The 21928-nt window shown below is 69.8% G+C and carries 20 protein-coding genes; 9 read left to right on the top strand and 11 right to left on the bottom strand.

All coding sequences use genetic code 11. The features are described from left to right. Positions 1 to 170 precede the first annotated feature (170 nt). Positions 171 to 626 carry an RDD family protein gene (locus ABZ824_RS22280; RefSeq protein ID WP_356965097.1) on the top strand — a complete coding sequence of 152 codons (456 nt, stop codon included), beginning with the start codon at positions 171 to 173 and terminating at the stop codon, positions 624 to 626. A 74-nt stretch (positions 627 to 700) separates the two neighbouring features. Here the strand turns inward: ABZ824_RS22280 and ABZ824_RS22275 are convergent, their stop codons facing one another. Both ABZ824_RS22275 and ABZ824_RS22270 read right to left on the bottom strand, forming a co-directional pair. Further along, complete coding sequence (locus ABZ824_RS22275; RefSeq protein WP_355072836.1) at positions 701 to 1435, bottom strand: DUF4191 domain-containing protein; 735 nt, start codon at positions 1433 to 1435, stop codon at positions 701 to 703. A 62-nt stretch (positions 1436 to 1497) separates the two neighbouring features. After that, positions 1498 to 1941, bottom strand: a complete 444-nt coding sequence (locus ABZ824_RS22270; protein WP_355072834.1) for a hypothetical protein — start codon at positions 1939 to 1941, stop codon at positions 1498 to 1500. A 612-nt stretch (positions 1942 to 2553) separates the two neighbouring features. On the opposite strand from ABZ824_RS22270, the gene ABZ824_RS22265 reads away from it, so the two are divergent. Beyond that, positions 2554 to 3294: a polysaccharide deacetylase family protein gene (locus ABZ824_RS22265; protein ID WP_356965095.1), complete on the top strand. Its 741-nt coding sequence runs from the start codon at positions 2554 to 2556 to the stop codon at positions 3292 to 3294. Positions 3295 to 3302: 8 nt separating this feature from the next. Continuing rightward, positions 3303 to 4412, top strand: coding sequence for a glycosyltransferase (locus tag ABZ824_RS22260; RefSeq protein ID WP_356965094.1), 1110 nt, complete (start codon positions 3303 to 3305; stop codon positions 4410 to 4412). Positions 4413 to 4599: 187 nt separating this feature from the next. Here ABZ824_RS22260 and ABZ824_RS22255 read toward each other — a convergent pair whose 3' ends face one another. Next, a complete protein-coding gene (locus ABZ824_RS22255; RefSeq protein WP_356965092.1) occupies positions 4600 to 5514 on the bottom strand; it encodes a DMT family transporter in 915 nt (304 codons plus the stop codon). 111 nt (positions 5515 to 5625) lie between these two features. Between ABZ824_RS22255 and ABZ824_RS22250 the strand changes: the two genes are divergently transcribed. Genes ABZ824_RS22250 through ABZ824_RS22235 form a run of 4 tightly spaced genes read left to right on the top strand, consistent with a single transcriptional unit; the run spans position 5626 to position 10006 of the window. Next, positions 5626 to 7293 (top strand): CocE/NonD family hydrolase, encoded by a 1668-nt coding sequence (locus ABZ824_RS22250; RefSeq protein WP_356965090.1) that lies wholly within the window; start codon positions 5626 to 5628, stop codon positions 7291 to 7293. Next, entirely contained in the window at positions 7290 to 8660 is a 1371-nt protein-coding gene (locus tag ABZ824_RS22245; protein WP_355072825.1) for a M20/M25/M40 family metallo-hydrolase, read from the top strand. Before ABZ824_RS22250 ends, ABZ824_RS22245 begins: the two co-directional genes overlap by 4 nt. After that, complete coding sequence (locus ABZ824_RS22240; protein ID WP_356965089.1) at positions 8657 to 9544, top strand: lysophospholipase; 888 nt, start codon at positions 8657 to 8659, stop codon at positions 9542 to 9544. Before ABZ824_RS22245 ends, ABZ824_RS22240 begins: the two co-directional genes overlap by 4 nt. A 9-nt stretch (positions 9545 to 9553) precedes the next feature. Further along, positions 9554 to 10006 (top strand): 6,7-dimethyl-8-ribityllumazine synthase, encoded by a 453-nt coding sequence (locus tag ABZ824_RS22235; protein ID WP_356965088.1) that lies wholly within the window; start codon positions 9554 to 9556, stop codon positions 10004 to 10006. A 3-nt stretch (positions 10007 to 10009) separates the two neighbouring features. Here ABZ824_RS22235 and ABZ824_RS22230 read toward each other — a convergent pair whose 3' ends face one another. The 3 genes from ABZ824_RS22230 to ABZ824_RS22220 form a co-directional block, all read right to left on the bottom strand. Continuing rightward, on the bottom strand, positions 10010 to 11446 hold the full coding sequence (locus ABZ824_RS22230; RefSeq protein WP_356965087.1) for a metallopeptidase: 1437 nt from the start codon (positions 11444 to 11446) through the stop codon (positions 10010 to 10012). A gap of 298 nt (positions 11447 to 11744) precedes the next feature. Further along, complete coding sequence (locus ABZ824_RS22225) at positions 11745 to 12689, bottom strand: endonuclease/exonuclease/phosphatase family protein (protein WP_356965086.1); 945 nt, start codon at positions 12687 to 12689, stop codon at positions 11745 to 11747. A 138-nt stretch (positions 12690 to 12827) separates the two neighbouring features. Beyond that, positions 12828 to 13520: a class I SAM-dependent methyltransferase gene (locus tag ABZ824_RS22220; RefSeq protein ID WP_356965084.1), complete on the bottom strand. Its 693-nt coding sequence runs from the start codon at positions 13518 to 13520 to the stop codon at positions 12828 to 12830. 234 nt (positions 13521 to 13754) lie between these two features. Between ABZ824_RS22220 and ABZ824_RS22215 the strand changes: the two genes are divergently transcribed. Next, positions 13755 to 14060 carry a hypothetical protein gene (locus ABZ824_RS22215; protein ID WP_356965083.1) on the top strand — a complete coding sequence of 102 codons (306 nt, stop codon included), beginning with the start codon at positions 13755 to 13757 and terminating at the stop codon, positions 14058 to 14060. 227 nt (positions 14061 to 14287) lie between these two features. Here ABZ824_RS22215 and ABZ824_RS22210 read toward each other — a convergent pair whose 3' ends face one another. Both ABZ824_RS22210 and ABZ824_RS22205 read right to left on the bottom strand, forming a co-directional pair. Continuing rightward, positions 14288 to 14935 (bottom strand): cysteine hydrolase, encoded by a 648-nt coding sequence (locus ABZ824_RS22210; protein ID WP_356965231.1) that lies wholly within the window; start codon positions 14933 to 14935, stop codon positions 14288 to 14290. A 2-nt stretch (positions 14936 to 14937) separates the two neighbouring features. Next, complete coding sequence (locus ABZ824_RS22205; protein WP_356965081.1) at positions 14938 to 15279, bottom strand: hypothetical protein; 342 nt, start codon at positions 15277 to 15279, stop codon at positions 14938 to 14940. Positions 15280 to 15370: 91 nt separating this feature from the next. On the opposite strand from ABZ824_RS22205, the gene ABZ824_RS22200 reads away from it, so the two are divergent. Continuing rightward, positions 15371 to 15706, top strand: a complete 336-nt coding sequence (locus ABZ824_RS22200) for a helix-turn-helix domain-containing protein (protein WP_355072814.1) — start codon at positions 15371 to 15373, stop codon at positions 15704 to 15706. A 58-nt stretch (positions 15707 to 15764) separates the two neighbouring features. Here ABZ824_RS22200 and ABZ824_RS22195 read toward each other — a convergent pair whose 3' ends face one another. From ABZ824_RS22195 to ABZ824_RS22185, 3 genes are all read right to left on the bottom strand, one after another. After that, complete coding sequence (locus ABZ824_RS22195; protein WP_356965079.1) at positions 15765 to 18776, bottom strand: bifunctional [glutamine synthetase] adenylyltransferase/[glutamine synthetase]-adenylyl-L-tyrosine phosphorylase; 3012 nt, start codon at positions 18774 to 18776, stop codon at positions 15765 to 15767. Positions 18777 to 18833: 57 nt separating this feature from the next. Further along, a complete protein-coding gene (gene glnA / locus ABZ824_RS22190; RefSeq protein WP_355072810.1) occupies positions 18834 to 20171 on the bottom strand; it encodes a type I glutamate--ammonia ligase in 1338 nt (445 codons plus the stop codon). A 164-nt stretch (positions 20172 to 20335) separates the two neighbouring features. Further along, entirely contained in the window at positions 20336 to 21874 is a 1539-nt protein-coding gene (locus ABZ824_RS22185) for an alpha/beta hydrolase (protein WP_356965229.1), read from the bottom strand. Positions 21875 to 21928: the final 54 nt, after the last annotated feature.

The following is a 21928-nucleotide window of genomic DNA, read 5'->3' as shown; positions in this document are numbered from 1 at the left end:
CGGCAGTCAAGGATTTGTTTCGCCGGTGTTACACGTGCGTCCGGCAGCGTGGTACTGACCACCATGACTCGAAATGCATGGTAGTCCTGCCCGCGCCGCGGTGCGCGGGGAGGCTGAACTCCGCTTATGCGGTACCGGGCGCCGGTCCGGGCGCGCCTATTCTGGCGTGCATGGCACGCATCACCGGCTCCTGGCTCTCCGGACCTCCTGCCGACTCCGGTGGCCCGGCAACCACCGAGTTCCCCGGGGCGCAACTCGGCCTGCCGAAGGCCGGAGCGGGCTCGCTGGCCGGTATGGGCCGCCGCATCGCCGCCCTGTTCGTGGACTGGCTGATCGCCCTCGGCATCGCGGCGCTGATCACGCGCAGCGGTTCGGCGTCGAGCTTGACGCTGCTGATCTGGTTCGTCATCGGCGTCGGCGCCGTCACGCTCTTCGGGTTCACGCCGGGACAGTATTTCCTGCGGCTGCGCACGGTGCGCGTCGACGCGGCTGCGCCGGTCGGCTTCGTCCGGGCGCTGGCCAGGCAGGTACTGCTGGTGTTCGTGGTGCCCGCGCTGTTCACCGACGCCGACGGGCGCGGCATGCACGACCGCGCGACCGGAACGGCGCTGGTGCGTTCACGCTGATCTTCCGACCCGCGCGGTGACGACCGGAAAGGCCCGCACCCCGGGCGGGGCGGCGGGCCTTTCGAGCGAGCAGGTCAGCGGCGGCGGATGGTGCGCTGCACGCCGCGCATCTTGGCGCCCGCGGGCATCGGCCCCTTCGGCAGTGCGGGCCCGCTGCGCGCACTGAGGGCGGCCAGCCTGCCTTCGATGAGGTCCATCCGCTTGGTGTCGATGTTGCGCGGCAGCTTGGTGAGGTAACGCTGCAGGTCCTTGAGCGGAATCTGACCTTCGTCGTTGCCGATGACGACGTCGTAGATCGGGGTGTCGCCGATCAGCCGAGCCGTGCGCTTCTTCTCCTGGGCGAGCAGCGACTTGACCCGTTGCGGTGAGCCCTCGGCGACCAGCACCACGCCGGGCAGGCCGATCACCCGGTGCACCGCGTCCAACTGCGTGGTGGCGGCGATGCCGTTGCTCACCCGCCATTTGCCCTGGAGGTTGTCCAGCACCCAGGCCGCGGCGCCCGCCTGCCCCTCGGCCTTGCGGTAGACGCTCTTCTGCACCCGCCTGCCGAAGATGATGAACGCCACCAGCGCGCCGAGCACCACGCCAAGCGGGATCAGGAACCAGGTCAGCCCGAAGATCAGGCCGATGACGGCGAAGACGGCGGTGATGCCGACCAGGGCGCCGATCATCAGCGGCAGCAGCAGCTTGTCTTCCTTGCGCTGCATCTGGAACGCCTGCCACAACTGCTTGCGGCGTTCTCTCGACTGCTGCTTGCGGGCCGCCTTCGCCGCGGCCTTCGCTTCCTTGGTGGGCTTACCTGCTGCCATGACTCTCAGGATAGTGCCCAGGTAGTCGCGGCTTCGCCGTGGGACAGCGGCCCGCCCGGGCGCTACCCGCGGCGCGCGATCGATCCGAGCACGGTGAGATCCAGGTCACCCGAGGCCTCGGTCCAGCCCATCGCGCGCAACTCGACCGGCGCCGCCACACCCAGGGCGTCGCGCAGGCCGACGGCGACCGAGCGCGCGAACTCGAGCAAGCTGCTCGGCGCGATGGGCCAGAAGAGGATCCTTGTCCAGTTGTCCGCGTCGTGCCGATCCGCGGGCTCGTGCCAGCCCAGTGCGCGCAACTCCTGTGCGGCGGTCTCCGGGATCGGGTTGCTCAGGTAATTGTTCCCGGCCAGTTCGGCGGACAATTTGATGTCGTATTGGACAAATTGGACATAGCGATTTCCGGGGGCGGCGATGATCAGGGTTGCCCGCGAGGGCAGCTCCGAGAGGCAGTGCGCCAGCGATTGCACGAACCGTTCCCAGTCCGCTGTCGCCGGCTCGCTCATTCTTCCCCCGGGTATTCGCACTGGCCTGATCATACGCCGACCCGGCCGGGACACCAGACGAAACTCGTTGCGACGTTGCGTAGTTCATCCGGGCTATAGCCGTTTGCCATATCCCATATCGCCTCTCGGCCGAGCACCAGCCGGACCTGCGGCGTCTCCACCGGCGACACCGAGTCGGGCCGGTGCGGCGCGCACGGATCAGGCAGCGGAAACCCCTGAGCGCAATTGAGGTTTTCGTTTCCGCCCCGGTGTTTTCCGCCGACGCAGGAATGGGTCCGGCGGAATGCTTTCGATGGGAGACCGTAGCGTTCGGGTTCGCGCTTGGAATCGCGCTATGGATTTCGTCTCGGCGGCATGGAGTCCGGCGTGGGACGAGTAGGAGCGGTATCGGGTGGGAACCCGGTACCTGTTCACCTCGACCACGGGCCGAGTCGTCGCATGCCCGGGTTCCGGAAAACGCATAGGCGCCCCCGCTGGTGCGAGCGTTCCGTCGCCTTCGATCTGCCGGTGCGGCCCCTGGACGGACATCTGGTGATCGGCGGTACGCATCTTTCAGCCGAGTGCACCGCGCTGTTCAGCTGACGGCCACCGGGCGGTGTTAGCTTCCCCGACGTGTGTGCGCGGTTGGTGGTGAGCGTCCATGACGTCGCACCGGCGAGTGCGGCGGAGACGGCGCGCTGGTGCGCCGATGCCGATCGGTTCGGAATTCCCGTGTCGTTGTTGGTGATACCGGGGCCGTGGCGGGGCAGGCGGTTGGCCGACGAACCCGATTACGCGGCGTTCTTGCGGGAGCGCAGGCAGGCCGGTGACGACGTCTTGGTGCACGGGTGGTCGCACCGGGCGGGGCCCGAGGGTGATCGGCCGCGCCGCGCGGTAGCGCATGCGGTAGCGCGCGGCGCGGCCGAGTTCGCCGCCATCGACGTCGGCACGGCCACCGTGAAACTGCGCGCCGCCACCGAAGTGATGATCGAAGCCGGTCTGCCGACTACCGGTTTCACGCCGCCGGGCTGGCTCGCCTCGCCCGGCGCGAAACAGGCGTTGCGCGCGGCGGGATTCACCTACACCACCTCCCACTTCGGCGCCGAGCAATTGCGCACCGGACGCCGGTTCCACGGGTTCGCGCTCTCGCACCGGCCGGGCGGCGGCTGGTCCGAGCGGTTCGGCGCGGCGCTGCTGGAGACGGCGGCGCGCCGCACGGCCGAACGCGGCGGGCTGGTCCGGCTGGCGCTGCATCCCGACGATCTGAGCAGACCGGGCCTGCGCGACACCACGTTGCGCGCCATCGACGCGGTGCTGCGCACCGGCGCGCACGCGATCACCTATCGCCAGCTGGTCGGATCGGCGGTCGACTAGTGCGGATCGTGCAGATCGCCAACTTCTACACTCCCGCCTCCGGCGGTTTGCGCACGTGCCTCGACGAAATCGGACGCGGCTATTCGGCGGCGGGGCACGACCGGGTCCTCGTCGTGCCCGGTCCGCGCGACGCCGACGAGCACACCGCGTCCGGGCATCGGATCACCGTGCGCAGCCCCAAGTTCGGCGATGCCGGCTATCACGTGCTCACCGCCCGGCGCACCCGTGCCGTGCTCGATCGGCTGGCCCCGGACGTGCTCGAGTGCAGCGACAAACTCAGCGTCCGCTGGCTGGCGCCGTGGGCGCGCGGGGCGGGCGTTCCGCTGGTGTTGTTCTCCCACGAACGTATCGACGCCATCCTGCGCTCGCGGGTGCCGCGCGGCTTCCCGCTCACCGCCGCGGCCGACCTGGCCAACCGGCGGCTTTGGGTGCGCGCCGAGAAGGTCGTGGTCACTTCGCGTTTCGCCACCGCCGAGTTCGCCCGGGTCGGCGCGCGCAACGTGCGCAGGATCCCGCTCGGCGTCGACCTCACGACCTTTCGCCCGTCGACCGAGAACCGGCGCGACGACCGCTCCGACGATCCGGTGCGGCTGGTCCTGGTGAGCAGGTTGTCCCGGGAGAAACGAGCCGAACGCGCCATCCAGGCGGTCCGCGTCCTGGTCGAATCCGGTGTGCGCTGCGTGCTGTCGGTCATCGGGGACGGCCCGCTGCGTTCTCGCCTGGAGCAGCTGGCGGCAGGGCTTCCGGTCGTCTTCCACGGACATCTCACCGACCGGACCGCGATGGCCGCCCTGGTCGCCGCGGCCGACGTCGCCGTGTTTCCCTCCCCTGCCGAGACTTTCGGCCTCGCCGTGCTGGAGGCGCTCGCCTGCGGGACTCCGGTCGTCGTTCCCGCGGCGGGCGCGGCTCGCGAACTCGTCGGCGACCCCGGCTCCGGCCTCGTCTGCGACGGGACTCCGCGCGGCCTCGCCGACGGCGTGCGTGAACTGCTCGCCCTGCCCGCGGCCCAGCGTCGTCGCGCGGCCCGCGCCGCGGCGGAACGCTTTCCGTGGTCGGCGACGGTGCAGAGCATGCTCGCGCTCTACGCCGACTACGAGACTCCGGCCCGCTCGGCCTGAGGAACAACCCCGGCGTTTGGCACGATCGCGCTGATCCAACCGCTGAAGTCACCCACCCGGGGCATCGGCCTGCGTGCCGCCGATTCCGCGCAGCACTCCCCGCGTCGACGAGCCGGGCAAAGGCACGTGCGCTGACCTCGATGGGGGAAGTGCGGGTCCGGTCAGCGCCCCCGCATTGCGCCGGAGTTCACCCGGCCTTCGCCCGTACCGCCGGGCGGGTCGCTTCCGCCGACATCTCCCGCTCGTCGTGCAGCGTCGGCGAATTCGCCAGCAGTGCGACACCGACGATCACCGCGGTGGCCGCGCAGGCAAGCAGCGTCGGGCGCGGGTGGATCGTCGCCGTGAACAGCGTGAGACCGGCCAGGTAGCTCAGCACCGGGTCGGTGATCGTCATCGCGGTCAGCGCCGTGGGCAGTGACCCGCGTGCGTACGCCTCCTGGGTCAGGATGCCGCCGAGGACGGTGGACACCGGAATGCCCAGCAGTGCCCAGCTCGGGTCCGGCAGCGTCCTCGTCGCCACCACGACGAGGACCGCCGTAGTGGCGAAACAGCAGCCCGCCGCCACCGCCACCAGCGCGGACCGCACCTGGGTGGAGCGGACCGTCCGGGACAGACCGAACAACACGACGACCGTGCCGAACACCCCCGCGCACGCCCCCGGGAGCAGCTGCGTGCGCACCGCCGAATGCTCGGGAATCCCCGGCCCGACGAGCAGCATCAGCCCCGCGCACACCGCCGACGTCCCCGCCCAGTCTCTGGCGAGCAGCGCGCGACCACGCCGCAATGCCGCGAACGGCAGCGCGAACAACAACTGCACGACCAGCAGCGCCTGCACCACCGCGATGGCGCCGAAGCGCAACGCGACGGCGTGCACGACGAATCCGGCCACGTTCGCGCCCTGTCCGGCCAACCAGCGGCGGTCGGTGATCAGACGACGAGCGATCGCGGCGATCACCAGGAATCGTCCCAGCCCGGACGCGGTGGCCGCCTGCCTGGCAGCGCCTTGTTGCAGGAGCGCCGACACCGCGAACAGGAACGCGGCCGACAACGCCGAACCGACCGTCCCTACCGAGTCGACGGACCCGAAACCGCGCTCCGGCATGGCCTCGATGCTCGCCGGTCCGGATGAACACCGGATGGCGTTCGCCTGGCTACTGGACGACCACCCCGGTTCCGGGGGCTGGACGGCCGTCCGGGCAGACTCGATAGTCCTATGGTGATCGAACGAGCCGTCCTGTCTCGTGCCCTGTGCGGCCTGTTGTTGCTGTTGGCCGCGTTCACCCCGATGCGAGCGGCCGCCGACCCGCTGCCGGTGCCCTATCAGTGGAAGCAAGCGTTCATCGACGGCACGGACGGCACCCGGCTGCACGCGGACATCCTGCGCCCGGCCGGTGTCTCCGACGACACCCGCACACCCGTCATCCTGACCGTCAGTCCGTATCGCGCGCACCTGGCCTATCTGAGCGAGCCGCGCCTGACCGGCGGCCCGTCCACCGACAACCTCACCGCCGACCTCTTCCTGAACGCGGGCTACACCTACGTCATCGTCGACCTGCGTGGGTTCGGCGGCTCCGACGGTTGCCCGGACTTCGGCGGGCCGGGGGAACGAGCCGACGTCGCCACGGCCGTGGAGTGGGCGGCGAGCCAGCCGTGGTCCACCGGCAGGGTCGGGCTGTTCGGCACGTCATACGAAGCCTGGACCGGCCTGATGGGCCTGGCCGCCGCCCCGAAGGGCCTCGCGGCGGTGGGCGCGTTCGAGCCGGTCGTCGACCCGTACTCCTACCTGTACATGCAGGGCGTCTCGTGGAAGTTCTCCGGCAAACCGATCACCGAGAGCGGCGTGCGTCCCGCCGACTTCGCGGGACTCGAGCACCTGCTGATCGCCTCGACGCCACCGCGTCCGGAAGACTCCGGCGAATATCAGGCGAACGCGACGCAGTTGCCGTGGCAGTGCTACCAGCAGTACCTGACCCAGATCGGCGACCACAACCCCGACACCGCCTTCTGGCGTGATCGCGACCTCGTCGCGCGGCTGCGCGGCGCCACGATTCCGCTGTTCCTCGGTCAAGGCTTCGTCGACTACAACACCCGTGCCTACCGTGTGTTCGATCTGTGGAACGGCCTCGGGCCCGGCGAGCACCGCGCCTGGTTCGGCCAGTGGGGACACCGCACCTGCCACGACAAATGCGGCACGCCCCACTTCGACACCGAGTTGCTCGCGTTCTTCGACAAGCACGTCGCCGCCCGCGACGTGCGGGTGCCCGGCCCGCGGATCACCGTCGGCCAGTTCGACGGCCGCTGGCGCGCGGAGAGCGCCTGGCCGCCCGCCGACGCCCGGCGGGTTCCGGTCGAGCTGCGGACCGGTGATTACACCGATCGCGGGTTGATTCCCGGACCCGATCGCGAGATCTGGTCGGTCTCCGCGCCGCTGACCGGCGAGCAGCATCTGTCCGGCATTCCCACCGCCACCCTCCGGCTCAGCGGCCCGCCGGACGCGACGGTCGCGGTCGAGCTCTACGACATCGCGCCCGACCTGCGCGCGACCGTCATCACCCGAGGGATCGCCCCGGTCCGCGACACCGCCGAGGTCAGGCTGCTCGCGCAGGACTGGCCGATCGCCGCGGGCCACCGGATCGGCGTGCGGATCACCGACGTGGTCGACGACGTGTGGTCGCACTCCCCCGCCCTCGCCGCGGTCACGGTGACCTCCGCGAGCATCGAGTTGCCCTTGTTGACGGCGACGCGCCGCCCCGATCGGCCGGGCGAGCTCACCGAAGGCATCGTGAAGTGGCGAAACGAGAAGACCATCGCCCTCGACCCGAGCATGTTGAACAATGCAACGGTGTCCATGAATCTGCCCGACCGCACCGGTGACCGATGACGGAGCCGGTCGACGACCTGACCGCCGAACGCCTCGCCACCGCGCTGCGGTGCGCGACGGTGTCCACCGACGACCCGCGCGACACCGACAGCGCGGCGTTCGACCGCCTCGACGCGCACCTGCGGACGTCGTTCCCCCGGGTGCACGCCGAACTCGAACTGCGGAAGTTCGCGCACAGCAGGCTCTACCGCTGGCCGGGCGCCGACCAGGACCGGGTGGCCGCGATCCTGCTCGCGCATCAGGACGTGGTCCCGGTGGACGACGCCAAGCGCTGGACCCACCCGCCGTTCGCGGGAGTGGTGGACGACGAGTTCATCTGGGGCCGCGGGGCGATCGACGACAAGAGCCGCGTGCTCGCCATCCTGGAGGCGGCCGAATCGGCGCTCGCCGCGGGCCTGCGCCCCCGGCACACCGTGTACCTGGCTTTCGGGCATGACGAGGAGGTCTTCGGCGGCGAGGGCGCCGAGCGCATGGCCGAGCATCTGCGGCAGGCGGGCGTGCGCGCCGAGCTGCTGCTCGACGAGGGCGGGGTGATCACCGCTGGCGTCGTCGATGGCGTGCGGCAGCCGGTGGCGACGATCATGCTCGGGGAGAAGGGCTACGCGACGGTCCGGTTGTCGGTCACCGAGGTCGGCGGGCACTCGTCCATGCCGGGCAGGCAGACGGCGGTCGGCCGGATCGCGCGGGCGGTGGGCCGCATCCAGGACCATCCGATGCCGCTGCGCCTGACCCCGGTGATCGCGGACATGCTGACCAGGGTGCGCGAGGTCATGCCCGCGCCGCGGCGACTGCTGCTGGGCCTGGCGAATCTCGCCGCACCGGTGGTCACCCGGGTGATGGCGGCCCAGCCGCAGACCGAAGCGATGGTGCGCACCACCACGGCGCCGACGGTGATCCGCGGCGGAGTGCGGGCGAACGTGTTGCCCCAGCGGGCCGAGGCCATGGTGAACTTCCGCATCCTGCCCGGCGACACCGTCGCCTCGGTGCTGGCGCACTGCCGGAAAGTCGTGCGCGACAAGGGGATTCGATTCGATCTGGTAGGCATGTCGTCGGAGCCGTCGCGGATAACGCGGCCCGGCCCCGCATTCGATCTGATCGCCGATCTCGCCCGCGCCGTCGTCCCCGGCATCGCGGTGACCACCGGCATCGTTCCCGGCGCCACCGACTCCAGGCACTACGACGACCTGGCGGGCACCCGGTGCAATTTCGCCCCGATCGTGCTGGACGAGCGCGACCTGGCCTCGATCCACGGAACCGACGAGCGCATCTCGCGAGTCAACTACGCTCGACTCATCGAGTTCAACCGGCGGCTGATCGAGCATTTCGCTACGGTCGGCGCGCCATCGACGTCAGGAGCGCAGGGATGACGACCGAGCCGACGGCGGGCGACACCGCGTCCACCGAGCAGCCCGCGATCCGCACCGAGTCCGGCGAGTTCGACGGTGTCGGCAGCGGAGTCGCCTGGCGGGCGTGGCTGCCGGAGGGCGCGGCGCGGGGCGTGATCGTCCTGGTGCACGGCGTGGCGGAGCATTCCGGCCGCTATGCCCATGTGGGACAGCGTCTGGTCGCCGCCGGTTTCGCGGTCTACGCGCTCGATCACATCGGGCACGGGAAGTCCGCGGGCAGCAAGGCCAACATCGGCTCCATGGCGGGCGCCGCGGACAACGTCGCCGCCATGCTGGACATCGCGACCCGAGAGCAGCCCGGCGTGCCGCGCTTCCTGGTCGCGCACTCGATGGGCAGCCTGATCACCCTGTATCTGGCCACCCGCGCGCCGATCGACGTGGCGGGCATCGTGTTGTCCGCCCCGCCGCTGGACATCCCGGTGGGCAATCCGGCGCAGCGCATGCTCGCCCCGGTGTTGAGCAGGCTCGCCCCGAATCTGGGTGTGCTGAAACTGGATTCGTCGCAGATCAGCCGGGACCCGGCGGTCGTCACGGCCTACGACAACGATCCGCTGGTCTATCGCGGCATGCTGCCCGCGCGCACCGGCGCCGAGATGCTGAGCGCGACGAATACGGTCAAGCAGCGGTTGGCGAAGGTCACCGTGCCGCTGCTGGTGCTGCACGGCACCGCCGACGCGATCGCCGCGCCGTCCAGCTCCGACCTCATCGAGCGGGGCGCCGGGTCGGAGGACCTCACGGTGATCCGCTACGAGGGCCTCTACCACGAGGTGTTCAACGAGCCCGAGCAGGAGAAGGTGCTCGACGACGTCGTCGGCTGGCTGGAAGCGCACCTTACCGAACAGTAGTATCTCTCCATGAGTACTACCGGATCCATCGCGTTCATCCGCGCCAGCTGGCACAGCTCGATCGTCGAGAAGGCATACGAAGGCTTCCGCGCCGAATACACCGACCTCGGTTTCGATCCCGCCGGCATCGACGTCTACGAGGTGCCGGGCGCCTTCGAGATCCCGCTGCACGCCAAGCGCCTGGCGCATTCCGGCCGGTACGCCGCGATCGTCGCGTCCGCGCTGGTGGTGGACGGCGGCATCTACCGGCACGATTTCGTGGCCTCGGCGGTGATCGACGGGCTGATGCGGGTCCAGCTGGACACGGACGTGCCGGTGTTCTCGGTCGTGCTCACCCCGCACCACTTCCACGAGCACAGCGAGCACGTCACGTACTTCACCGAGCATTTCCTCACCAAGGGCGCCGAGGCGGCCCGCGCGCTGGCGGGCACGCTCAGCTCGCTGCGATCGCTGCCGGTGTAGCGACTACCGGAACTTGGCCAGGCAGGCGCTCTCACCGTCCAGGACGCCGGTGCGGAACGCTTCGAGCCGCTGGTAGCCGCTCGGCACCACCTTTCCGTTCACGTCGGCGGCCGCCGCACCGTCGGCGAGCAGGCCGGAGACCGCTTCGTCCAGATCACCCGCGGACAGGTGCGGGTCGCTGCCCGGCTCGCTCAACTTGGTGGTCACCACGCCGCTGAGGCATGCGGTGCGCAGGCCCGCCGTCTCCGCGCCGGTCAGCGACAGCTTGCGATCCTGTTGCAGCGCGAGCACATAGCGCGAGACGAAGACGACGAACGCGTTGTAGTCGCCGTCCACGACCGCCGACAGCGGGTCGCCGTCGGTCATCGTTCCGCCGCGGCGGGCCAGAGCGGGCACGTCCGTGCCGATCCGGTTCGCGCTCGGGCAGTACGACACCGGCCGGGTGACGGTGCCGTCCGAGCAACCGCGGCCGACCCCGGAGTAGTCGAACTGCGGCGTCCGCGTGACCGGGAAGATCTTGGTCAGCGCCTGGCTCAGGCTGGTCAGCGCGGCGGCGTCCACCGGAAGTTGCGCCTGCTCCTCCCCGGGCTCGAAGGTGGTGGGGAGATTGCCGCGGCGCTGGGCGATCTCCTTCCTGGTGATCTTCTTGCACCCGTCGGCGCCGTCGGTGTAACCGATCTGCACCGCCGTCACCCGCTCGAAGGCCGAGCCGTGCACGTTGTCCGGATCGTTCGGATCCCGGTCGCGCACCGCCACCGTGGCGCCGAGCACGGCGTTGAGGCCGTCGGTGGTGTTGAGCGTGAAGTGCGCCGAATTCCCTTCGGCCACATGGCGCAGGAAGACACCGCCGAGGCAGTCCGCCTGCTGTTCCTGCACGAGCGGCGGGGTCAGCAGGCCCGCGAGTCTGGCCTGCCCTTGGATGGCGTGCCCGTACTCATGGGCGAGCACCATCACCACCGCCATCTCGCCGTACTTCTGCACCAGTTTCGGCAGCAGGACACCCCGGTCCCAGCCGATGGTGTGGTCACCGCCGCAGTAGGCCGCGTTCACCACCTGGTAGGTGTCGGACTTACAGAACTTGACCGACTGCGTTCGGGGCGCCTTGGCGTCCCAGGAGATGAACCTGGTCACCGGCTTGAACGTGCCGGGGAAGTGCGCGGGGTACTCCTTGGTCCAGAAGTCCTGGACGTCGGCGATCGTATTGAGGGCGAGCTTGTCGATGGCGCCGCCATCGCCGTTCTCCGCCGTGAGCGGCGCGTCCGGCACACCCTTGCGGGGACCGTTCGGGCCCGAAGCCGTCATCGACCCGGCCAGTTCCCAGGTGTCGGCGGGCGGCGAGACCTGCCGTGCGGCACGGTCGTTCGTGCCCTGCGCGCATCCGGCCGACACCAGCGCCACCACCGCGAGCACGGCCACACCGAATCGCCTGTACTTCCTCATCGAACTCGCCTCCCCGAGTACCGCATCTCGGGCTCGCCGAGCGCTCACATCGTAATCGCCGCGAGCGCGCTGCGCGCATCACAGCGCCACGATCGTCTCCGGATCGGCAAGGCGCGCAGCACTTTCACGCCTGGTCAGGTGCGCAGCAGGGAATCGGATGCGGTCGATGATGGGAGCGGCCTCAGCGCGACAATCGGAGATCACCGGAAGCCGGCCGGGGCGCATCGCGACTTGCCCGGCGGCGAAGTTCGATGTGGCGGCCGTCGCGCGTGGTCTGTGCGCGCCCGACAGTGCGGGGTCACTGAAGGTGGATGTGGGAGAGCAGCGCTCGATGATCGGAGCCGGGGACCGAGAGGGTGCGCACCTCTTCGGCGGTGGCGTCGGCGAGCAGGATGTGGTCGATGCCGATCACCGGTCCCCACGCGCGGTCGGCGGGGAAGGTGGGCAGCAGGCCGGCGCCCGCCTGGTCGGCCGCCGAGGCGAAGCTTCCGCGTAGCAGGTCGCGGAAGGCGGTGTGGTCACGGGTCGCGTTGAAATCCGCGCCCACGATGGCCGGGCCCCGTTGCGCGTCGAGGATTTCCCTGGTCTTGCGCATCTCCGTCTGCCACGCGGGAAAATCGAACGGCGGCGGGACCGGATGGAACGCGAAGACGGTGATCGGTCCCCGTTGGGGGTGATCCATCGTCGCGGAGATGTTGTTGAGGATGTATCCGTCGTATTTCTTGGTGTCGCGCAACGGATATCGGCTGTAGATGCCGGTGCCGCCACCGCCGTCGCGGGTGGGCTCGGTGTAGTGGTAGGGCAGTTCACCGACCAGGCCCGCGCCCGCCAACCGCTCCAGCGCGGCGTCGGTCAGTTCGTCCACGGTCAGCACGTCGACCCGGTCGTCCCGCACCGCGCGCACAACGGCGGCCGGGTCGGCGCCGCCGAACAGCAGATTCGACTGCATGACGGTCAGCTTCGGACCGCCGGCTGCCCGGCCCTGCGGCACGAACGCGGGCACCAGCGTCCACAGCGTCGCCGCCGCCAGCACCCCGGCGACAGCGGCGCTGCGCCATCCGCGCGCGATCAGCAAGAGCACCAGGCCGACGATCGCGCCGATCATGAAGTACGACGCCCCCGACGCGAGCAACACCAGCACTCGCCGCTGCCACGCCCCGAAGTGCAGCGCTATCCCGATGGCGCCTGCGGCTACTGCGCACCACCCCACACCGAACAATGCCCGGTCCATCCATCTACGCATGCGGTCGAGCCTAGGCAATGCCGGTGAAGCCGTTGATCTGGTGCAGCTCGAGACCGGCACATAGGAAACCCGGCCACTTCGATGCCTGGCGATGTCCCTCGCCCGGGCGACGCACCTCGCGACTTCGCTGTCGGAGAATCAGCCCAGGTGGGCCGACAGCAGCCAGGCCGGAACCGACTTGCGGCCGCCGGGCTCGTCGCGTATCCCTTCGAACCGGACAGGCGCGCCCTCGGGCAACTCCGCGGGCAAGTCGGCGTGAATTCGCGCGGGCCTGATCTCATCGATCGTCCAATACTTCGACACCACCTCCCGAAGCTCATCGGCGGTGACCGGCGATGGCCCCGGCTGGGGCACTTCGGGCAGGCCCGCCCGGTCGAACACGAGCGCGAAGTAGGACGCACCCGGCGCGGCGGCGCGTGCGATCGCCTGCTGGTAACCATCCCGCGACTCGACCGGGATCGAATGGAACAGCGTGCTGTCGACGATGGTGCCGAAGCGGCCGTCGTAGCCGGTGAAAGAAGTGATGTCGGCGACCTCGAACGAAGCGCTCGTCAGGCCGCGCCGGGTTGCCTCGGCACGGGCCAGCTCGACCGCGGTCGGCGACAGATCCAATCCCACGATGGTGTAACCCCGCTCGGCCAGATACAGCGAGATCGCCGCCTCCCCGCAGCCGACGTCGAGCACGTCACCGTGGAATTTCCCTTCCTCGATCAGGGCGGCGAGTTCGGGTTGGGGTTCGCCGATACTCCACGGTGCTTTGACACCCGGACCGAACGGGCCGCCGGTGCCCCTATAGATGGCATCGAAATCGAAATCCTCTGGCGTCGTCATAGCAAACGAATATCAGTGCACCTGTCCGATGTCGGGGACCCTCGCCCACGACGCGCTCGATCCGCTCGATGGGCGGGATGACACCGGGGCTGGGCGAGATCTCCCGCACCGCTCGACACGTCACTGATCGAGACCGGACCGTGGGCTGGGCGGCGGATCGTCGTCCATGACGAGGTCGGCCGGTCTACCCTTGGCCCAGAACTGATGGCGACGTGACGAGGGGGAGGAATGTACGTGGAGCAATTTCGCGCACAGGGACCGCTCACCGCCGAGATCGCGGAAGAGCTGGCATTCATTCCGGGCTCGTATCGTTCGTCCATCACGATCAGCGGCAACGGCCGCAGCGTGCACGCGCCCGTCCTGCCGGTGGCCTGGGACGTCCTGCGAATCCGCTCCGGCACCGAGGTCACCGTCACTACCGCGAACGGGCTCGGCGACGAAGACCGGCTCGCCTTGCGCCGGTTCGTCGATCGCTTCCAGATCTTGACCGGCGCCGCGAACACCCCACCGCAGGACGACCTGGCGTGCGGGAGTCCGTGACCCGGCCCGCGCAGTGGAGATCACCGCGCGGGCCTGGTGGTGATCCCACACCGAGCAGCGCCTCGTCCGGCCGGTGGTCGACTTGGGCGCCGCATGGAGACCGCGCGCAGGAACGTGGATCGGCCGATTCGCTCCCTGCCGAGATATAGCGGCACATTCGGCCGGGCGAACGAGCCGATGGCCACGGAACCGGCGCGCGACGCACACCGGTTCGGCGGACCGCAGCGTCAGTGGGCGTGCCGACTCATGGCCTCGGTCAGCGCGGCGGTGTCCGTAGTGAGCGATCCGCCGGTGAATTCGAGTGTGGCATGCGACCTTTCGGCCGCCGCCGGATGACCGGCGCCGCACGCGTCGGTGACGATGATCGGCAGATAACCCAGGTCCAGGCTGTGCCGAACCGTCGGCTCGATGCCCACCTCCATGGCGATGCCCGCCACGGCATAGGTGTCGATGCCGCAGTCGCGCAGCGCGAAGTCCAGCGGGGTGGCCGCGAACGCCGACATGGTGATCTTGTCGAACACCACCTCGTCCGGACCCGGCGTCAACTCGGGCACCAAGTGGAACTGCGGCGAACCCTGCGGGAAGCTCGAACGCACGTCCGCCGGGTCGTCCACCCGCTGCCAGGACATCGCGGTGCGCAGCTGGGCGACGCCCGACGCCGCCACCGGCAAGGACATGTGCCGGGTGTAGAACACCCGGAAACCCCCCGCCCGGGCGGCGTCGCGCAGCCGCACGCACGCGCGCACGATCTCCTCGCCGCCGGGAATCTGCCGCACGATGCCGACCTGCATGCGGTAGATGAGCAGCGCCATCCGCGCGGGATCGCAGGCCTCCTGCACGGTCTGCGGGATGCTCAGGCCGAAGGCGTGGCGCATGCTCACGCGGTCCGGTCGTAGGGCTCGGCGACGTCGACGGCGGGATCCATCAGCGCCTCCAGCGGCAACGGCGCCTGCACCGGGACGAACGTCCATTCCAGGTATCCGGCCTTGGTGAGCGGGAAGTCCGCGACGTACTTCCGCGCCTCCTCGACGCTGTCGACCTCGAATACGATCACCACGCCGGGCTCGTCGGCGCGGGCGTAGTTCTCCCGGACGATGCCCGCCTTCCACAGCCGCCACACGTTGGCGACCTCCTCGGGCAGGTACGGGTTGATCGTCTCCAGGGTGACGCCTGGCTTGAAGCGGTCGAAAACGATGACCTTCACGATGTTTCGCTCCATGATTGCGGTGGTCGATACCAACGGCATTCATGGAATCGCGATGATTACAGTGTTACAAGAACGCACTTTTCAGTGAGTACCCGGAGGACAGGTGCCCGACAAGCGCTACAACTGCGCCGTGGAGGTGACCGTCGACCTGATCGGCGGCAAGTGGAAGCCGGTGATCCTGGCCCACTTGAAGGAGGGTGTGCACCGTTACGGCGAGTTGCGCAGGCGGATGCCGACCACCAGCGAGAAGATGCTGGTCCAGCAGTTGCGCGAACTGGAGTCCGACGGCTTGGTCCGGCGCACCACCTTCGACACGGTGCCTCCGCAGGTCGAATACACCCTCACCGACGAGGGCCGCACACTCGTCCCGGTCCTCACCGCGCTCTACGACTGGGGCGAACAGCGCGCCGCCCGCGCGGGTCTGACCGTCGGTCCTTGAGCCCGGCCGCGGGCTCGATTTCGTCAGGCCGAAAGGGACGTGCGCGCGGACAGGAACCTCACGCGCCGAAGACTCGTTCGACGACCGCTTTTGCGCGCCGGGTGACGCGCATGTAGTGGTCGAGGAATTCGCTGCCGTCGTCGTTGGGCCACCCCGCGACGCGGGCGACGGCGGAAAGCAGCCGCCCCGGACCCGGTAGCTGATCGCTGGGTTTGCCGCGTACCAGGACCAAGGCGTTGCGGGCATTGGTGGCGGTCAGCCACGCGTCGCGCAGCAGCGCGACGTCCTGCGCGTCCAGCAGCTCGGTCCGCTCGATCACGTCCAGCGCCTCGAGTGTGGAGGTGTTGTGCAAGCCGGGCACCTCGTGGGCGTGCCGCAGCTGCACCAGCTGAACCGTCCACTCGATGTCGGCCAGGCCCCCGCGCCCCAGTTTGGTGTGCGTGGCCGGATCGGCGCCGCGGGGCAACCGCTCGGCGTCCACCCTGGCCTTGATCCGCCGGATCTCGCGCACCGCCTCGGCGGACACACCGCCCTCCGGGTACCGCACCTTGTCGATGACGTGCAGGAAACGCACCCCGAGTTCCTGGTCACCGGCCACTTGGTGCGCGCGCAGCAACGCCTGCACCTCCCAGGGTTGCGCCCACTGCTGGTAGTACGCCTCGTAGGCGGCCAACGTGCGCACCAGCGCGCCGTTGCGCCCCTCCGGGCGCAACCCGGCGTCCACGTGCAGCGGCGGGTCGGTGCTCGGCGCGCCGAGCAGCTGCTGCACCCGGTCGGCCACCCCGATCGCCCACTTCACCGCCTTGGTCTCGTCCTCGCCCGGCCGCGGGTCGCAGACGAACAGCACGTCCGCGTCCGAGCCGTACCCGAGCTCCATGCCACCGAGTCGGCCCATGCCGATCACCGCGATGTCGGCAGGCGCGGGCGCACCCCGCTCCGCTTCGCCCGCCCGGATCACCGCACGCAACGACGCCTCGAGCACCGCCACCCACACCGACGACAACGCCCGGCACACCTGCGGCACTTCGAGCATGCCCAGCAGATCGGCCGACGCCACCCGCGCGAGTTCGTGCCTGCGCAGCGAACGGGCCGCGGCCACGGCGCGTTTCGGATCCTCGTAGCGCGCGGCGGCGGTGAGGATGCCGCGGGCCACCTCGTCGGGCTGCGGTCCGAGCAGCAGCGGGCCGCTCGGGCCGTCGGCGTACATCCGGATCGTCTCCGGCGCGTTGATCAGCAGATCGGGCAGGTACTCGGAGGAGCCGAGCACGATCATCAGCCGCTGGGCGATCGCCCCCTCGTCGCGTAGTTCGCGCAGGAACCAGATCTGGTCGGCGAGCCCCTCCGACACGCGGCGATAGGCCAGCAGGCCCGCGTCGGGATTCGGTGTCTCACCGAGCCATTCGAGCAGCGTCGGCAGCAGCAGGGCTTGGATGCGCCCTTTGCGGGACACGCCGCCGGTGAGGGCCTTCAGATGGCCGAGGGCGTGTTCCGGCGCCGCGTAGCCGAGAGCGGCCAGCTGCCGGATGGCGGCTTCGGGGCTCAGGCGCAGCGCGTCGGGTTCCAGCCGCACCACCGAATCCAGCAGCGGCCGGTAGAACAGCTTGGCGTGCAAGCGCCGCACGCGCACCGCGTTCCGGCGGATCTCGCTGCCCAGCACACCCACCGCGTCCTGCCTGCCGTCGGGCCGGATGTGCGCCGCGCGGGCCAGCCAGCGCATGCCCTCCTCGTCGTCGTCGGCGGGCAGGGTGTGGGTGCGACGCAACCGCTGTAACTGGAGCCGGTGTTCCAGCAACCGCAGGAACTCGTAGGAAGCCGTGAGATTGGCCGCGTCGTCGCGACCGACGTAGCCGCCCGCGGCCAGCGCGGTCAGCGCCTCGACGGTGCCCTGCACGTGCAGCGTCTCGTCCACCCGCCCGTGCACCAATTGCAGGAGCTGCACGGCGAATTCGACGTCCCGGAGGCTGCCGCGCCCCAACTTGAGTTCGCGTTCGCGCAGATCGGCGGGCACCAGATCCTCCACGCGGCGGCGCATCGCCTGCACGTCGGCGACGAAATCGGGACGCTCCGACGCCGACCACACCATCGGCATGAGCGCGGCTCGGTACTGCTCGCCGAGCGCGATGTCACCGGTCGCCGGACGATTCTTCAGCAGCGCCTGGAACTCCCAGGTGCGTGCCCAGCGCTTGTAGTAGGCGATGTGCGAATCCAGCGTCCGCACCAGCGCACCGGCCTTGCCCTCCGGCCGCAGCGCCGCATCTACCTCGAAGAACGCCTGGCTCGCCACGCTCATCATCTCCGCGGCCAGACGCGTGGCGGTGGCGTCGGCGGGCTCGGCGACGAACACCACGTCGACGTCGCTGACATAGTTCAATTCGCGCGCGCCGCACTTGCCCATCGCGATCACGCCCAGCCGCACCGGCACCGGCTCGTCCTTGCAGACCCGCGCCACCGCCACCGCCAGCGCAGCGGTCAACGCGGCATCGGCCAGGTCGGTGAGCTGCCTGCCGACCACCTGGTAGGGCAGCACGGGCTCGTTCTCCACCGTGGCCGCCAGATCCAGCGCGGCCAGCAGCATCAAGTGATCGCGGTATCGCTTGCGCAGCGACGCCGCCACTTCGGGCCCCGAGATCGCGGCGCGGAACAGCATCGGGGTCGCGTTCGGCCCCTCCTCCGGTGCCGCGTCGACCACGGCGAGCAGATCGGCGATCAGCTCGTCGCGTCCAGGTAACTCCTTGCGGCGCAAGCCTTCCCACGACTCCGGCGCCGCGACGAGATGATCGCCGAACGCGCTGGAGGAGCCGAGCAACGCGAACAGCCTGCCCCGCAGCGACGTATCCGTACGGATCGCCGAATCGACCGCGTCCCAACCGTCCCCGATGCTCTCGCGCAATCGCATGAGCGTGCTCAACGCGAGATCGGCATCCGGCGCGCGGGACAGCGACCACAGCACGGGAATGCTCTCGACGTTGTCCCAGCCCAATTCGCGCAGCGACGCGGCGGCGGACGGCTCGAGCAATCCGAGCCGACCGACACCGGGGACAGCGGAGCGCGCAGAGGGGGGCCGGACCATGGTTCTCAAATTACCTGGCCGCGATCGGGGGCACGCCGCCCCCGGGCATCGCTCGGATTACAACCCCAGGTATTCCTTGAGCTCGAACGGCGTGACCTGGCTGCGGTAGTCCGCCCACTCCCGGCGCTTGTTGCGCAAGAAGAAGTCGAACACGTGCTCGCCCAGGGTCTCGGCGACCAACTCGGAGCGCTCCATCGCTTGCAGCGCCTCGTCCAGCGTGCCGGGCAGCTCGCGGAAGCCCATCGCGCGCCGCTCGGCGACGGTCAGCGACCACACGTCGTCCTCGGCCTCCGGCGGCAGCGTGTAGCCCTTCTCGATGCCACGCAGACCGGCCGCGAGCAGCACGGCGAAGGCCAGGTAGGGGTTGCACGCGGAATCGGGGCTGCGGATCTCGACGCGCCGCGAGGAGGACTTGTTCGGTGTGTACATCGGCACACGGACCAGGGCGGAGCGGTTGGACCGGCCCCACGAGGCCGCCGTGGGCGCCTCGCCGCCGTGGATGAGGCGCTTGTAGGAGTTGACCCACTGGTTGGTGACCGCGCTGATCTCCGGGGCGTGCTCGAGGATGCCCGCGATGAACGCGCGCGCCGTCTCCGACAGGTTGATCGGGTCGTCGGGGTCGTGGAAGGCGTTGGTCTCGCCCTCGAACAGGCTCATGTGCGTGTGCATCGCCGAGCCCGGGTACTGGGCGAACGGCTTGGGCATGAAGGTCGCGCGCACGCCCTCGTCGATGGCCACTTCCTTGATCAGGTAGCGGAAGGTCATCACGTTGTCTGCCATGGACAACGCGTCGGCGTAGCGCAGGTCGATCTCCTGCTGGCCCGGAGCGCCCTCGTGGTGGCTGAACTCCACGGAGATGCCCATGGACTCCAGCGCGTCGATGGCGTGGCGGCGGAAGTTCGGCGCCGAATCGTGCACGGCCTGGTCGAAGAAGCCGCCGGTGTCGGCGGGGACCGGGACGCCGTCACGCGTGCCGTTCTCCAGCAGGAAGAACTCGATCTCGGGGTGCACGTAGCAGCTGAAGCCGACGTCGCCCGCCTTGTTCAGCTGACGGCGCAGCACGTGGCGCGGGTCGGCCCAGGACGGCGAGCCGTCCGGCATGGTGATGTCGCAGAACATGCGCGCGGAGTGCTGATGGCCCTTGCTCGTGGCCCACGGCAGCACCTGGAAGGTCGACGGATCCGGCCGGGCGACCATGTCGGCCTCCGAGACGCGGGCGAAGCCCTCGATGGCCGAGCCGTCGAAACCGATACCCTCTTCGAACGCGCCCTCCAGCTCGGCGGGCGCGATCGCGACGGACTTCAGGTAACCCAAGACGTCGGTGAACCAGAGACGTACGAAGCGGATGTCCCGCTCTTCGAGCGTCCGCAGCACGAATTCCTTCTGGCGATCCATGTCCGCGAGCGTAAGCATCCGGCGTTAAATCTGTGTTACATACACGCTTAAGATTGCTGACCTGGTTTTTTCGGAAGACTCCGCACAGTCGGATCGTCCGGTTTGTGAGATTCTTCCGGACCGGGCAGCATCGCGTGACCGATCAGCAACCGCGCGCGCCCGGCTCAGCAGGTGAGGCCGGCGGCGGGCTCGGTCAGGTCGACCAGATAGGCGATCACCGCGTCGTCGACACAGGGGACGCCGCCCGCCAGCGCCACCGTGTGCCGGTTGCCCTGATAGGTGATCAGCGCGGCGCCCAACTGGTCGGCCAGGTCGACTCCGGCCTGGTACGGCGTCGCCGGGTCCTCGGTGGTCGACACCACCACCGTCTTCGGCAGACCGGTCACCGAGATGCGATGCGGTTCACTCGTGTTCGGCACCGGCCAGGCGGTGCACAGCTCCAGCGGCGCCGCGCCGGTGCCGCGCCCGTCGTCCAGGAACGGGGCCGCTTTCCGGTATTCGGCGTCCTGGCGTCCGGCGACCCCGCGATCGGTGATGCGCGGATCGTCCACGCAGCGGATCGCGTTGAACGCGTCGCTGGTGTTGGCGTAAGTGCCGTCGTCGCGACGTCCGTCGTACAGGTCGGCCAGGGCCAGCAGCGTATCGCCGCGCCCGTCGCGCAGCTCGGACAGCCCGAGCGTGAGCACCTTCCACAATTCGTCGGTGTAGAGCGCCTGGCGCACGCCGGTGAGCGCGTCGCCGTAGGTCAGACCCCGCGGATCGGTGGTCGGCGCCGGCTTGTCCCACAGCGGGTTCACCAATGCGCGGAACCGCGGCACCGCCTGCGCCGGGTCGGCGCCCAGCGGGCAGTCGGGCTGCCGCGCGCAGTCGGCGGCGTAGGCGTCGAACACCTTCTGGAAGCCCGCCGCCTGGCGCAGCGACTCCTGCACCGGATCCTGCGAGGAGTCGATGGCGCCGTCCAGCACCATGGCGCGCACGTGGTCGGGGAACCGTTCCGCGTACGCCGAACCGATCTTGGTGCCGTAGGAATAGCCGACGTAGGTCAGCTTCGCGTCGCCGAGCGCGGCGCGCATGATGTCGAGGTCCTGCACGACCTCGCGGGTGCCGACGTGGGCGAGGAACTCCTTCCCGGTCCGATCGGCGCAGCGGCCCGCGTACCGGCGGTTGTCGGCCTCGGCGTCGGCGATGCCCGCCGGGGTGTAGTCGTCCTCCGGCTCGGCGCGCTCGGAGTCCTGCTCCTGGGGTGTCTGGCAGACGATCGAGGGGGTGGAAGAACCGACACCGCGCGGGTCGAAGCCGATCCGGTCGAAGCGCTCGGCCAATTCCGTCTTGTTGCCGAGCGACGACAGGCCGAGACCGGACTCTCCCGGCCCGCCCGGATTCATCACCAGCGAACCGACCCGCCGCCCGGTCGCCCGCGTCCGGGAGATCGCGATCTGGGCGGTCGGCCCGTCGGGCGCCGCGTAGTCCACCGGCACGGTGATCCGGGCGCACTCGGTGCTCGGCGGCAGCCGGTCGTCCGGCCCGCCGAATCCGGTGCAGTCACCCCACTGCACCGCCTGGCCGTAGAACTTCTCCAGCCCGGTGGGCGGCGTGGGTGCAGGCTGCCCCGTTTCGGTGCGGGTGACGGCGCACCCCGCAACCAGCACAGCCAGCGACGCCAGCACCGCCACCGGGAGTGCACCGCGCCCATTCCGCACCATCGACATGCTGTCGATACTGCCATCGGGCGAACGCGGTGGCCGCCCCGGGCAAAC

Origin of the sequence: Nocardia sp. NPDC047038, from assembly GCF_040644075.1 — a bacterium.
Lineage (GTDB): Bacteria > Actinomycetota > Actinomycetes > Mycobacteriales > Mycobacteriaceae > Nocardia > Nocardia sichangensis.
This window is presented reverse-complemented; position numbering and strand designations above follow the sequence as displayed.